Origin of the sequence: Flavobacterium fluviatile (assembly GCF_010645065.1) — a bacterium.
Lineage (GTDB): Bacteria > Bacteroidota > Bacteroidia > Flavobacteriales > Flavobacteriaceae > Flavobacterium > Flavobacterium fluviatile.
Genome location: NZ_JAADZW010000005.1, coordinates 53,857 through 68,001, shown reverse-complemented (window position 1 = coordinate 68,001; position 14,145 = coordinate 53,857). Strand labels below are relative to the sequence as shown.

General features: G+C 33.4%; 16 protein-coding genes. 11 read left to right on the top strand and 5 right to left on the bottom strand.

The window, feature by feature from the left end:
* Positions 1-106: 106 nt before the first annotated feature.
* Positions 107-1,477, top strand: coding sequence for a 30S ribosomal protein S6--L-glutamate ligase (gene rimK, locus GXM17_RS07850; RefSeq protein WP_163398745.1), 1,371 nt, complete (start codon positions 107-109; stop codon positions 1,475-1,477).
* A gap of 135 nt (positions 1,478-1,612) precedes the next feature.
* On the opposite strand, the gene GXM17_RS07845 is transcribed toward rimK, so the two are convergent.
* On the bottom strand, positions 1,613-2,062 hold the full coding sequence (locus GXM17_RS07845; RefSeq protein ID WP_163398744.1) for a hypothetical protein: 450 nt from the start codon (positions 2,060-2,062) through the stop codon (positions 1,613-1,615).
* Between the two features lie 226 nt (positions 2,063-2,288).
* Positions 2,289-3,638 (bottom strand): DEAD/DEAH box helicase, encoded by a 1,350-nt coding sequence (locus GXM17_RS07840; RefSeq protein ID WP_163398743.1) that lies wholly within the window; start codon positions 3,636-3,638, stop codon positions 2,289-2,291.
* Positions 3,639-3,786: 148 nt separating this feature from the next.
* Here GXM17_RS07840 and GXM17_RS07835 point away from each other — a divergent pair, with 148 nt between their 5' ends.
* The gene (locus GXM17_RS07835) at positions 3,787-4,137 is read left to right on the top strand and encodes a DUF2200 domain-containing protein (protein WP_163398742.1); all 351 of its coding nucleotides are present in this window, start codon (positions 3,787-3,789) and stop codon (positions 4,135-4,137) included.
* A 155-nt stretch (positions 4,138-4,292) separates the two neighbouring features.
* On the opposite strand, the gene GXM17_RS07830 is transcribed toward GXM17_RS07835, so the two are convergent.
* The gene (locus GXM17_RS07830) at positions 4,293-4,904 is read right to left on the bottom strand and encodes an NUDIX hydrolase (protein WP_163398741.1); all 612 of its coding nucleotides are present in this window, start codon (positions 4,902-4,904) and stop codon (positions 4,293-4,295) included.
* 7 nt (positions 4,905-4,911) lie between these two features.
* Between GXM17_RS07830 and pyrE the strand changes: the two genes are divergently transcribed.
* Positions 4,912-5,559: an orotate phosphoribosyltransferase gene (gene pyrE, locus GXM17_RS07825; RefSeq protein ID WP_163398740.1), complete on the top strand. Its 648-nt coding sequence runs from the start codon at positions 4,912-4,914 to the stop codon at positions 5,557-5,559.
* Positions 5,560-5,664: 105 nt separating this feature from the next.
* Complete coding sequence (locus tag GXM17_RS07820; RefSeq protein WP_163398739.1) at positions 5,665-6,057, top strand: SRPBCC family protein; 393 nt, start codon at positions 5,665-5,667, stop codon at positions 6,055-6,057.
* Between the two features lie 94 nt (positions 6,058-6,151).
* Here GXM17_RS07820 and GXM17_RS07815 read toward each other — a convergent pair whose 3' ends face one another.
* Positions 6,152-6,880, bottom strand: a complete 729-nt coding sequence (locus GXM17_RS07815) for a biotin--[acetyl-CoA-carboxylase] ligase (protein ID WP_163398738.1) — start codon at positions 6,878-6,880, stop codon at positions 6,152-6,154.
* A gap of 92 nt (positions 6,881-6,972) precedes the next feature.
* Between GXM17_RS07815 and rsfS the strand changes: the two genes are divergently transcribed.
* The 7 genes from rsfS to GXM17_RS07780 all read left to right on the top strand — a co-directional run bounded on the left by rsfS (position 6,973) and on the right by GXM17_RS07780 (position 12,599).
* The gene (gene rsfS, locus GXM17_RS07810; RefSeq protein ID WP_007809313.1) at positions 6,973-7,344 is read left to right on the top strand and encodes a ribosome silencing factor; all 372 of its coding nucleotides are present in this window, start codon (positions 6,973-6,975) and stop codon (positions 7,342-7,344) included.
* Positions 7,345-7,362: 18 nt separating this feature from the next.
* The gene (ftsH, locus tag GXM17_RS07805) at positions 7,363-9,288 is read left to right on the top strand and encodes an ATP-dependent zinc metalloprotease FtsH (RefSeq protein WP_163398737.1); all 1,926 of its coding nucleotides are present in this window, start codon (positions 7,363-7,365) and stop codon (positions 9,286-9,288) included.
* A 114-nt stretch (positions 9,289-9,402) separates the two neighbouring features.
* Positions 9,403-10,008, top strand: a complete 606-nt coding sequence (locus GXM17_RS07800) for a lactate utilization protein B/C (RefSeq protein ID WP_163398736.1) — start codon at positions 9,403-9,405, stop codon at positions 10,006-10,008.
* Between the two features lies 1 nt (position 10,009).
* A complete protein-coding gene (locus tag GXM17_RS07795) occupies positions 10,010-10,900 on the top strand; it encodes a phosphatidate cytidylyltransferase (protein ID WP_163398735.1) in 891 nt (296 codons plus the stop codon).
* Positions 10,890-11,543, top strand: coding sequence for a phosphatidylserine decarboxylase family protein (locus tag GXM17_RS07790; RefSeq protein WP_163398734.1), 654 nt, complete (start codon positions 10,890-10,892; stop codon positions 11,541-11,543). The genes GXM17_RS07795 and GXM17_RS07790 overlap by 11 nt, the downstream gene beginning before the upstream one ends.
* Positions 11,543-11,812: an acyl-CoA-binding protein gene (locus GXM17_RS07785; protein WP_163398733.1), complete on the top strand. Its 270-nt coding sequence runs from the start codon at positions 11,543-11,545 to the stop codon at positions 11,810-11,812. The genes GXM17_RS07790 and GXM17_RS07785 overlap by 1 nt, the downstream gene beginning before the upstream one ends.
* Positions 11,813-11,819: 7 nt before the next feature.
* Entirely contained in the window at positions 11,820-12,599 is a 780-nt protein-coding gene (locus GXM17_RS07780) for a superoxide dismutase (protein WP_163398732.1), read from the top strand.
* A gap of 79 nt (positions 12,600-12,678) precedes the next feature.
* On the opposite strand, the gene glmM is transcribed toward GXM17_RS07780, so the two are convergent.
* The gene (gene glmM, locus GXM17_RS07775) at positions 12,679-14,067 is read right to left on the bottom strand and encodes a phosphoglucosamine mutase (protein ID WP_163398731.1); all 1,389 of its coding nucleotides are present in this window, start codon (positions 14,065-14,067) and stop codon (positions 12,679-12,681) included.
* Positions 14,068-14,145: the final 78 nt, after the last annotated feature.

The window sequence follows — 14,145 nt, the reverse complement described above, 5'->3', positions numbered from 1 at the left end:
TTACGTTTTCATAACATAACGGGTGTTTTTTTTCGATAAATCACTATCTTTAGTAAAAGCAAATAGCTATTTTTGGTTATTAAATTTCTACTATAAAAAACAATATATGCTTCAAAACAAAGTCATTTTAGGCAGTGAAGAATGGTGCGCATTTCCAGAACTGGGAATCCCTACAATAAAGGCTCGTGTGGATTCTGGTGCAAAAACTTCAGCAATGCATGCCATAAACATAGCTCCTTTTATAAAAAATGATGCTAATTGGGTAAAATTCGATATCAATCCAATTCAGAATAACATTAAAACCGTAATTCATTGTGAAGCTCCCCTGGTTGATAAAAGAATAGTAAAAAGTTCAAGCGGTTTCAGGGAACATCGTTATGTAATCCAGACAAGTATTAAATTAGGCGAAGTTAAATGGCCAATAGAAATGACGCTAACCAACAGGGATTCTATGGGATTCCGTATGCTCTTAGGCCGTGAGGCAATGAGCGGACGTGTATTGGTTGATCCTGAAGAAAAATACATGTTAGGACAGCCTTCTACTGAAACATTAAAAGAACTTTACCAAAACTCGGAAAAAGCAACTTCCGGATTACGAATTGGGCTTCTTGCCAGCAATCCTGAATTATACAGCAATAAAAGAATCATGGAAGCAGGCGAAATGCGGGGCCACGAAATGCATTTTTTGAACATCAAAGAATGTTATATGAAACTGGATGCTAAAACTCCAGAAATTCATTATCGTGGCGGAAAAATACTGAACCAGTTTGACGCTATTATTCCTCGAATCCGTCCAAGCATTACTTTTTATGGCTGTGCGTTAACGCGTCAATTTGAAGCGTTGAAGGTTTTCTGTTTAAATTCGGCTACAGCCATAACACAATCTCGGGATAAATTATATTCGCTGCAACTACTTTTGAATAGTGGAATCGATATTCCAACCACCGGTTTTGCTAATTCTCCTCTGGATACAGATAATTTAATTAAAATGGTTGGAGGCTCTCCTTTAATTGTAAAATTATTAGAAGGAACACAGGGAAAAGGCGTTGTATTGGCTGAAACCAAAAAAGCCGCAGAAAGTGTTATAAACGCTTTTAAAAGTCTAAACGCAAACATTTTAGTCCAGGAATTCATTAAAGAAGCTAACGGAAAAGATATTCGTTGTTTTGTAATCGATGGCAAGGTGGTAGCTGCTATTCAAAGAGAAGCAATGCCAGGCGAATTCAGAGCCAATATTCACCTTGGAGGAACTGCATCCGTAATAAAAGTAACTTCTGAAGAAAAAAAGATAGCCATTAAAGCTGCCAAAGCAATGGATTTGAAAGTAGCAGGTGTTGACATTATCAGATCTTCAAAAGGCCCTTTATTGCTTGAAGTAAATTCTTCTCCAGGTCTTGAAGGAATTGAAGGTGCCACAAACAAAGATGTTGCCGGAGAAATGATCAAGGCAATCGAAAAGAATTTTAAATTGATTTAATAATTTAACTTAGAACACTCCTATTTAAGCTTTGTCAAGGTTAAACATTGGACAAGCTTTTTATTAAATCATATAACTAAAAAGGGCTATTCAAAACTGAACAGCCCATTATTCTAAACTTTATTTTAAAACAAATTATTTCTGGAATAATTTATTGATCTGATCTTTTACGAAAGGCTCGGAAACATTGCTTGAACCTGAAGAAGCATCCTTACTTGAAACCATAAACTGAACTGTAGATTTCTCAGGCAGAGTATTTCCTGTGTAATGCAACCAAATATAGTTGTTAGGCAATTCTAATTTTATATCATATAAAGGAGTCGCATTAAAACCATTCATAATGATGCTGTAGAGACTTGCATAATCGTTGTTAACGTTTTTAAAAGAGAATTTTCTTAAGCTTGAAGAATCCTCATCATCACTCACAATACTAGTATAATAAACAGTATATTCATCTCCGATTTTTTGAATATAGTTATTGTTTACTTTTCCTAATTTTTCAACAGGTACAGTTTCAAGTACTTTAATCTGTGCAACTGAAACAAAACTAAAAAGCAAAACGGCCAGGGTAATAATCTTTTTCATAATGAATTTGGGGTTAATTTTTATACTATTAATAATCGCCGAAATTATGAAAAATTACTTCTAAAATTACGCTTTGATTAACATTAAATTGTGAATTTTATATAAAATTTTTCTGCTCAAAAGCAAAAACACGCACAACATTTTAATAATCAATAAATTACACTCCGCATTAAATTCAATATTTATATTATTTTTTATTGCAGTTTTAAAAAACAACAAAACTTTTTTATCTGGCCTCTTCTTTTTTTACTACTTTTCTCGCAACTTCAATTTTAAATCTTTTTCCTTTCATCCTCTCATCTTTTATATTTTTAAGCAAATCTTTTACTTTATTATATTTTACAGCTGCAAACGAAACAAAATCTTTGACCTCAATCAAACCCAGATCATCTTTTTCCATTTTTCCTTTTTGCAAAAAGAAGCCAACAATATCAAACTTATTCAGTTTTGTTTTTTTGCCTCCGCTGATATAAACAGTTTGAAATTCAGGTGGTTTTGGCAAAACAGTATCCTTTTCGACATTCAGCGTTTCAATATCGTAATCGATATAATCTAATTGCTTTTCACTTTCATGAATGATAATATAAGCTGTTCCTGAAGCCTGCATACGCGCTGTACGGCCATTTCTATGTGTAAATTCGTCTTCTTTTAAGGGTAAATGATAATGAATTACGTGTTTCATTTCCGGAATATCCAGTCCACGAGCCGCTAAATCGGTTGTAATCAAATAACTAATGCTTCCGTTTCTAAACTGAATCAAAGCACGTTCACGTTCGTCCTGATCCATGCCGCCGTGATAATAAACTGAATAAATTCCTTTTTGATTTAAAGTATCACTTATACGTTCAGCTGCATCGCGGTGATTACAGAATATAATAGCCGACTGTGATTTTAAGGAACAGATCAAATTAAAAAGGCTCCCTAATTTATCTTTGGCAGGCGAAACAACCATTTTTACCGAAAGATTTGTTTTTTCCTCTTCTCCCGGAATAAAATCTAAAACGACTGGATTTATTACTCTGGTATATTTCGGAATTTCAATATCTGATGTTGCCGAAACCAGAATACGTTTATTCAATTTTGTAAGTTTTCCAATGATGTAAGACATTTGTTCATGAAAGCCCAATTGTAGCGACTTATCAAACTCATCCAGAATTAAAGTTTGAATTTTATCTGTCCTAAAAGTTTCTCTGTCAATATGATCTGCAATTCGGCCTGGAGTTCCAATTAAAACTGCCGGCGGATTACTTAAGTTTTTGATTTCGGTATCAATCGAATGCCCGCCATAGCAAATATTCACTTTATAACTGGTTCCCATTTTTTTCCAAACCTGCTCAATTTGCAAACCTAACTCTCGTGAAGGAACTAAAATTAAGCACTGAACGGAAAGGATCTCAGGCTGAAGCAGTTCTAAAACAGGTAGTAAAAAAGCCAGTGTTTTTCCTGATCCCGTTGGGGAAAGCAACAGGACATTGTTTTCGTTTAAAACAGCATCATGTGCTGCTTCCTGCATTTCGTTCAGGCTTTCAATTCCTAAATTCGAAAGTATATTATTTGATTGGTGATTTTTATTCATTTTGCAAAAGTAGGAAATTAGATTGGTTCATTTTGAGTAAGACCAAATGATCGTGATCTAAATGAATTAAACTATGCTTCAATTTAGTCCATTTTTTAATTATTTTTGAAAGTAATAATTATGCTAATTTACTTTAAACAAAAAAACTATGAAAAAGCATAGAATATTTACAACCTCATTCGCAAGTGTTTATCCTCATTATATTAACAAGGCTGAGAAAAAAGGCCGTACAAAAACAGAAGTCGACATCATAATTTGCTGGCTTACAGGATATACTCAACAAGAGCTGCAACAACAAATAGATCACAAAAAAGACTTTGAAACTTTTTTTGCAGAAGCCCCACAACTAAATCCAAATGTTTCAAAAATAACCGGGATAATTTGTGGTTATCGTATAGAAGAAATTGAGGATCCACTCATGCAGAAAATTCGATATTTGGATAAACTGATTGATGAACTGGCAAAAGGAAAAAAAATGGAAAAAATTTTAAGAAGTTAGAAAAATAATCACTTTTTGACACTTTATAAAGATGTTAATGTACAGGAGTAAAATTGTCCTGATTATGCTTTTGGCAAAATAATTATAAAAATACTTACTATTTATATAACTTTTAAAGTTCATATAAAAGTTATTCAATTAAAACAATGATTTTTTTATTTTTCTGTTGTAACCTTACTCTCTTCTTCAAATAACAATTTAATATTTTCGTAAGAATTTTTCAAAGCTTCTTTGATTTGTTCCGGATTTAGCCAGGCTACTTTTTCGATACCTTCATCAAGCTGGCCTTGTGGTGTTCCTTCAAAATCAGAATACATCTCAAACCAATGTGTAATTTTTAATTTATATTTCCCATTGCGTTTAAAAACGTGATATGTTTTTTGAAGTTTATTTGTAATGCGGAGTTGGTTTACACCCGTTTCTTCCTGAACTTCCCGCATAGCTGTTTGTTCTATCTCCTCACCTTTTTCTGTTCCGCCTTTGGGCAAGTCCCATTTCCCATTTCTGAAAATAAATAAAACTTCACCCTTTTTATTGTACACAAAACCTCCACCCGCTTTATTAACAGGTATTTTGGCTTTAAGCGTCTTCATGATTTCCCTTTCGTCAGGATGATACAAATAAGCCTTTTGTATTTTATTTTGAAATATTTTCACAATAAGCTGTTCTATATCAATACTCTCCAACAAAAATAATTGAAAATTAGTCTCTCTCGAGATTTCATTTGTCAAAAAAAGTGGTTTGTCGTTCACAAAAACTTTATACATTTGTACTATGATTTTTAATAAAGATACCGCCGAAAAAACAGCAGAATTGCTTTTGCAAATAAATGCAATTAAATTGAATCCAGAAAATCCTTTTACATGGGCTTCAGGATGGAAATCACCTATTTATTGCGATAATAGGTTAATTCTTTCATTTCCTGCCATCCGAAATTATGTTCGTGATGAGTTTGCGAAAAACATAGAAAAACAATTTGGAAAGCCAGATGTTATTGCCGGAGTTGCCACAGGAGCAATAGGAATTGGGATCTTAGTTGCAGAAAGCCTTGGATTACCATTTGTATATGTACGTCCTGAACCAAAAAAACACGGAAGACAAAATCAGGTTGAAGGTTTTTTACAAAAAGGTCAGAATGTTGTTGTTGTTGAAGATTTAATCAGCACAGGAAACAGCAGCCTTATGGCCGTAGAGGCTTTACGTAATGAAGGGGCTAATATTAAAGGTATGGCAGCGGTTTTTACCTATGGTTTTGGTGTGGCCGAAGAAAACTTCAAAAATGCAAATATTGATTTATTTACTTTAAGCAACTATGAGAACTTACTTAATCTGGCCGTTCAGAAACAATACATCAGTGAAGAACAACAAACGGCTTTACAGGATTGGAGTATAAGTCCGTCAACTTGGAGACAAGAAGGGTAATTATAGATTTGAATATTGTAGAATTCCACCTTTGCGATTTTAGGTATTAAAGTCGAACAGTAAAAAAAATGTACGCTTTGCGGTTAAACAACAAAAAAACAAATTATGAACTTAGAAAGTCCCAAAGTTACTGTCCAGAAATCAGCTCAGGAATTATTTGATTTACTGTCTGATGTAAAAAATTTTGAAAAATTAATGCCTGATAATATTGCTAAATTTGAAGTAACTGGTGAAGATGCTTTTATTTTCGGACTAAAAGGGATGCCGGAAATAAAACTTATAATGAAAGACAAAACAGCTCCAAACAAAATTGTTTTGGGTGCCGCAAGTGACAAACTACCTTTTACTTTAGTTTCAAATATTGATAGTGTTTCTGATTCAGAAAGCGCTGTCCAGTTATTTTTTGAAGGAGAGTTTAATCCGATGATGGCGATGATGGTTAAAGGCCCAATTAGTAAATTTATTGAAACTTTGTCCAATAATATGAACAAACTTTAATAATCGTGAATTATTAATTGTGAAATATAAATAAAAAGTCCAGTCTAAACGATTGGACTTTTTTATAACAAATTTTTTACACCAATACTCCCGACTAATAAAGCATCTGAATCTCCTTAATCTCAAATTCAGCAACAGAATCGTCTTCAAGCAGGACCTGTAGCTTTCCAACTGGAGAAACCCCCTGAATAATTCCCATGAAATTTTCATCCTGAAGATTCTTAAATGCCACTGGAATTCCTTTTCGAAATAAGGAATTGAAATATTCATTCCAAAACAAAACAGAATTAGTTTCCCATAATTCTATCTTTTGCTTCATTTTTTCAACAATAGACAAAAGAATAGAATCCTTATCAAATTCCTTTTTACAAATTACACTTAAGGAAGAAGCATGCGGCAATTGCTCAAAATTTATCTGATTTACGTTTAAACCTAATCCTACTACTGACACAATTCTGCCATCACTTTTTATGGTATTTTCGATAAGTATGCCACCAATTTTCTTATTATATGACATAATGTCGTTAGGCCATTTTACACTCAAATCAGGAATATCATGTTCTTTTAACACTTCAATTACAGCTAATGATGTTATAATACTAATACTAAAAGCCTGCGCATAATCAGATAAAAAACTTTTAACCAAAACGCTCATAATTAAGTTTTTACCTGATTCAGATTCCCATTTAGCGCCCATCTGACCTTTGCCTTTGGTCTGATTCTCAGCTGTTACCACTGTGTAATTATCCAGTTCATCATTATTTGACAATGCCTTAAGAAAGTCATTAGTAGAATCTATGGCATTGAGTTTGATTAGTTTCATTTTAGTAATTTAAATAACTTCATTTAATATTTTGTTAAGGTTCAAAAATAATCACAAATTTTGGTAACTTTACAAATTCATATAAATAATTCATGGCGAAAAAGACTATTAATAATGATGTTCTATTGGCGAACATAATCAAAGGAATTGAAGAGGTAAAGGGGAATGATATAGATATTCTTGACTTAAGAGAAATAGATACAGCAGTTTGTGACTATTTTGTAATTTGCAACGGAAGCTCAAATACCCAGGTTAACGCCATTGTAAACTCAATTCAAAAAACAGTATCTAAAGACTTAAAGGATAAACCGTGGCACGTTGAAGGAACCGATAACGCTGAATGGGTTCTTATGGATTATGTGCACATTGTGGTACATGTTTTTCAAAAGCACATTCGTGAATACTACAATATCGAAAGCCTTTGGGGTGACGCCAAAATAACTACAATCGAAAACAAATACTAAAAGAAACTTTCTCTACTAATGGCTAAAGATAATAATCCAAATCCGGGTAAATTTAAAATAAGTCCCTGGTTAATATACACCGCAATACTTTTGGTTTTTTTATTTATAAGTTTTGCAACAGGTGGTTCGAATTTGAGCGAACCAGCTCAGTTAAAATCGTCTGATATAGACAACATGTTAGCTAAAGGGCAAATTAAAAATGTCATTATTTTTAATAATAAAGATGCTGAAATTTATCTTTCTGATGCAGCATTAAAAGATCCTGCTAATAAAAAAGTAGCCAAAGATATGTTTGACAGACCTAACAAAGGTCCTCATTACACTACTAAATTTGGTGATTTAAAATCTTTTCAGGAAAAACTTGATAAGGCTAAAGCCGAAAAAAAACTAGTCGATTATGACTTTAAAGAAGCAAGCAACTGGAGTGATATTATAGTTAGCTTATTGCCAATTATCATCATCATTGGGGTATGGATTTTCATAATGCGAAAAATGTCTGGCGGAGGTGCTGGCGGAGGCGGACAAATTTTCAATATTGGAAAATCAAAAGCAAAACTTTTTGATGAAAAAACAGATATTAAAACAACTTTTAAGGATGTCGCTGGTTTAGAAGGAGCCAAAGAAGAAATTCAGGAAATTGTAGAATTCCTTAAAAACCCCGAAAAATATACAAATCTGGGAGGGAAAATCCCAAAAGGAGCTTTACTTGTAGGACCTCCCGGAACTGGTAAAACATTATTAGCAAAAGCTGTTGCAGGAGAAGCGCAGGTACCCTTCTTCTCATTATCTGGTTCAGATTTCGTTGAAATGTTTGTAGGAGTTGGTGCATCACGTGTTCGTGATTTGTTCAAACAGGCAAAAGAAAAATCCCCAGCTATAATATTCATTGATGAAATTGATGCTGTTGGTAGAGCCAGAGGAAAAAGCAATATGTCCGGCGGAAATGACGAAAGAGAAAATACCCTAAACCAGTTACTTACAGAAATGGATGGTTTTGGAACAAACTCTAACGTAATTGTTTTGGCAGCAACCAACAGAGCTGATGTTCTCGACAAAGCTTTGATGCGTGCAGGGCGTTTTGACAGACAAATTTTTGTTGATTTGCCGGATATCCGTGAAAGAGCTGAAATTTTTCAGGTACACTTAAAACCCATCAAAAAAGTCGAAGGCCTTGATTTGGACTTCCTTGCAAAACAAACTCCGGGATTCTCAGGTGCAGATATTGCAAATGTTTGTAACGAAGCAGCCTTAATTGCTGCCCGTAACAGCAAAGCTGCAGTTGACAGACAAGATTTCTTAGATGCGGTTGACAGAATCATTGGAGGTCTGGAAAAGAAAAACAAAATTATTACACCAGAAGAAAAAAGAGCTATTGCTATACACGAAGCAGGTCACGCAACAGTAAGCTGGATGCTTGAACATGCTGCCCCGCTAATTAAGGTAACTATTGTTCCTCGTGGACAAAGCTTAGGAGCAGCCTGGTATTTACCAGAAGAAAGACAAATTGTTAGAACTGACCAAATGTTAGACGAAATGTGCGCTACAATGGGAGGAAGAGCTGCTGAAAAAGTAACTTTTGACAGAATTTCTACTGGAGCATTAAGCGATTTAGAAAAGGTTACGCGTCAGGCTCGTGCTATGGTAACTATTTACGGTTTGAATGATAAAATTGGAAATGTTACCTATTACGATTCTACAGGACAAAGTGAATATAACTTTTCTAAACCATATTCTGATGAAACTGCAAAAATTATTGATGCCGAAATTTCAGAATTAATTGAAGGCCAATACCAAAGAGCCATTCAGATTTTAGAAGAAAACAAAGACAAACTAAATCAGCTTGCCGATATATTAATTGAAAAAGAAGTTATTTTCAAAGATGACTTAGAAGCTATATTTGGAAAACGTACTTTTGACAAAAATTTGGGGGAAGTAGTTTCATAATTTTTCAGTAAAATATTTAATATTTTTTAAAATCTTAATTCAAAAGAGGCTTTTGAATTAAGATTTTTTTATCTTTGAACGTTTTCAATTAACATGTAAAGTATTTCATATAAAATGAGTTTTTTCAAAAAAATATTTGGCTCTGCCAATACTTCATCTGACGAAGAAAATGAAAGTGAATATGGAAACAAACCTATTCCGAACAGTCATTTGTCCATAGACGAACAATTCATTTTTAATTTTAAAAAGAATGGAGGGAAATTTTTGTATTGTGAAAACAAACAGGAAGTTGAAGAACAATTTGAAAACATTTTAGAAGAAAATGACTGGTTTGAAAGTGAGGTTTTATGTTATGAACCTGCTCTTTTTCATTTATTAGAAGAAAACAAACTACTTTATATTTCACCGAGAAGTCCAAAGTTTCTCTTGGCATCCTGTGAAAATCTTATTGCTGATGAAGGTTCAATTTTGTTTTCATCAAAGCAAATCAGACAAGACAAACCAAACGAGCTTCCCGCAAATATTGTTATAATAGCAACTACAAGCCAGATACTTCCTATGAAAAGTGATGGTTTAAGTGCTATTAAAAGAAAATACGAAAGAGATTACCCTACGAATATTACCACAATAAAATATTTCGAAAAAGCAAAAGAAGAAGATTTTACTCAATACGGAAGTGTTGCAAAAAATTTATACTTATTGCTCTTAGAGGACCTTTAAGATGAATGAAACTCTCAAGAGAACCATTTCTGGTGCTGTTTATATTGCTTTATTACTAACTTCTATTCTGTTTTCTACTGAAAGCTTTATTATTCTGTTTGGCGTTTTTTTAATTATTACCATTTATGAGTTTTGCAACTTAGTCAGCCTCAATAAAGTATTTTCTATTCTGTTTGGAACTTTATTATACTCCGTAATTATATTGGTAAGCCATTATAATAAGCAGACTACCCTGTTTTTAACGAATTTATATAATTCAAAATTAAATTTAAGCACGAATATCCAACAGTTAGACTTAATACTGCTAGCCGTTACGATTGTCATATCTATTAAGTGTATTTTGTTTTTATTTTATGATAATGTACAGAAAGTAAGTATTTCATCAAAATACTTGTATTTGCTTGGATACATTACGCTCCCTTTTGTTTTTATCATTAAAATTTCTTTTGGGGCGAACGATTATAATCCGAAGATCATTATTGGATTATTTGTTCTCATCTGGACCAATGACACTTTTGCCTATTTAGTAGGGAAGTCCATTGGAAAACATAAATTATTTGAACGTATTTCTCCTAAGAAAACTATAGAAGGTTTTATTGGTGGAGTTGTTTTTGCTGCATTTGCAGGATTTTTGATTTCAAAATTATACATTCAGCCTAATCCTGATTTTAGCAGCAAATCCATTTTGATTTGGACGATTATAGCTTTAATCGCCAGTATTTTTGGGACAATTGGTGATTTAATTGAATCTAAATTCAAGAGAATTGCAGGTGTAAAAGACAGTGGTGCAATAATGCCCGGACATGGGGGTATTTTAGATCGGTTAGATAGTGTTATATTTGTAGCACCCGTTATATTTTTATTTTATCAAATTTTATATTATGTTTCATAAAGAAGGAGGCCCATCGATTTTATTAGGTACTGTTTTTGCAGTTGCCGTACTTTTAATTGCTGACAAATTCATTGACATTGCATGGCTAAGAATGCTTGTTCAGATTGCAGGTGTAGTAATTTTGATTATCATCTTACAGTTTTTCAGAAATCCAAAAAGAATTGCGATTAGAAACAGTAATCAGATTCTTGCCCCGGTAGACGGGAAAGTAGTAGTTATTGAAGAAGTTTATGAAGGTGAGTTCTTTAAAGATAAACGTTTGCAGGTTTCTATTTTTATGTCACCAATAAACGTACACGTAACACGTTATGCAATGGACGGCATTATAAAATTCAGTAAATATCACCCTGGAAAATTTTTAGTTGCCTGGCATCCAAAAGCTAGTGAAGAAAATGAAAGAACTACTGTTGTAATAGAAAACGATACGTTTGGGCAAATACTGTACAGACAAATTGCCGGTGCATTAGCCCGCAGAATTGTAAATTATGCCAGGGAAGGTACACACGTTATTCAGGGAACTGATGCAGGCTTTATTAAATTTGGTTCCAGAGTAGATTTATTTTTACCTTTAGGTACTCCAATCGATGTGGTTTTAGGCCAAAAAGCAATTGGAGGTAAAACAATCATCGCTACAAAATCTTAATGAGTAAAAAAGATTTAGATATTCGTTTTTCAGAGGCTGTAGAAAATGCTATGAAAATGACACAGGCTTCACTGCCGCAAGATGTGCAGTTAAGGCTTTACGCCTATTACAAACAGGCCACGTTTGGAACCGCAGTGTACAATCAATCTGAAAATTTTGGTTTACGCGATGCATTCAAAACAAATGCATGGATGCAAATTAGTCATATGTCTATTGAAGAAGCGAAAGAGAATTACATTGAAATAATCAATTCCCTAACATCAAAATAATTAAATTATGAAAAAAAACATTCACCGTTTTACTTTCACAGCTTCATTACTGATGTTATTTTCCTGTAATGACAATAAATTAACTGAAGTTGTAGAAGTTCCTTTGCCTACAAAAGAAGAAAAAATCATCATTGGCAGTCCAGCTGATGTAAAAGCTGATGAAGGTTCATTTGCTTTGACAAAATTGCCTTTTGCATACGATGCCTTAGCTCCTGCCATACGATCCCTGACTTTAGAAACTCATTATTCCAAACATTATCTGACATACACCAATAATCTAAACAAAGAAATTGTTTCTACTGAATTCGAAAATGCTCCCATTGAAGATATTCTGAAAAAAATGGATATGAACAATGCAAAACTTCGTCAAAATGCAGGAGGTTATTACAATCATACACTTTATTTTGATATCCTGACACCAAAGGAGCAAACTCCAAAAGATACTCTGGCAGGTTCAATCAATAAAGAATTTGGATCCTTTAACAATCTTACCACTCAATTTAAAAATGAAGCGACTAAACATTTCGGTTCAGGATGGGTTTGGCTTGTTGTCGATAAAGCCGGAAAATTACAAATTACAACTACCGAAAATCAGGATAATCCTTTAATGAAAAATGCATTGATTCCCGGCACACCTATTATGGGGATTGACTTATGGGAACATGCCTATTATCTGGATTATCAAAATAGAAAAGGAAGTTATATAGATGCCTTTTATAAATTAATCAATTGGGAAAAGGTAAATGAAAACTACAAAACCGCTCTAAGCAAGGTTAAAAAATTTTAGGAATTCAATTTAAAATAAAAAAGTTTGATGAGAATATACCATCAAACTTTTTTGTTTTTTAAATCCTGAAATTAAAATATTAAATACCTGCGATTGCCTTTATTTCATCAATTATTCGAAGTGCCAAAACATCTGCTTTTTCCTGAGAATGTGCTTCTGTATATATACGAATGATTGGTTCTGTATTTGATTTTCTTAAATGAACCCACTCTGTTGCGAAATCAATTTTAACTCCGTCAATTGTTGAAATATCTTCGTTTTTATATTTATCGGTCATAGCAACTAAAATCGCATCAACATCGATTTGCGGTGTCAGTTCAATTTTATTTTTGCTCATATAATATTCCGGATATGAAGCACGTAATGCCGAAACTGACATTTTTTTGTTTGCCAAATGTGTCAAAAATAAAGCTACCCCAACTAAACTGTCTCTTCCATAATGTGATTCGGGATAAATAATTCCACCATTACCTTCTCCTCCTATTATAGCATTATTTTTTTTCATTAATTCCACTACATTCACCTCGCCCACTGCGCTGGCTTCATAATTTCCATCATGCGCTTTTGTTACATCACGCAAAGCACGGGATGATGACATATTCGAAACTGTATTTCCCGGAGTTTTACTTAAAACATAATCCGCACAAGCTACTAAAGTATATTCTTCTCCAAACATTTCTCCATCTTCGCTAATAAATGCCAAACGATCAACATCCGGATCTACAACGATTCCTAAATGAGCATTTTCTTTTACAACTAACTCTGAAATATCCGTTAAATGTTCCTTCAATGGTTCCGGGTTATGAGGGAAATGGCCGTTTGGTTCGCAGTATAATTTTACTACTTCAACACCCATTTGTTCTAATAATTTCGGAATAATAATTCCTCCTGATGAGTTTACTCCATCAACAACAACTTTAAATTTTGCGTCTTTTACAGCCTGAATATCAACTAATGGTAAGTTTAAAACTTCATCAATATGAATATCCATGTAAGCATCATTTACTGTAATTTCCCCTAAATTGTCTACATCTGAGAAATCGAAATCTTCAGCTTCTGCAATTTCAAGGATTTTAGCCCCGTCTGCACCGCTTAAAAATTCTCCTTTGGCATTTAATAATTTTAAGGCATTCCATTGTTTTGGATTATGAGAAGCAGTCAGAATTATTCCACCATCAGCGTTTTCCAATGGTACGGCAATTTCTACCGTTGGTGTAGTCGAAAGCCCAAGATCAATTACATTAATTCCTAAGCCTATCAGCGTATTTACAACCAGATTATGAATCATTGGACCGGAAATTCTGGCATCGCGGCCAATTACAACGGTTAATTTTTCTTTTTGAATATTATTTTTAAGGAAAGTCCCGTATGCCGAGGCAAATTTAACAGCATCAACCGGAGTCAGGTTATCCCCTACTCTCCCACCGATTGTTCCTCTGATTCCTGAAATCGATTTTATTAAAGTCATTTTTGTGAGTTATGGTTATTTGTTACAAATATAAAAAAGTTGGTGAGTTACTGAGATATTAAGGGACTAAGATTTTAA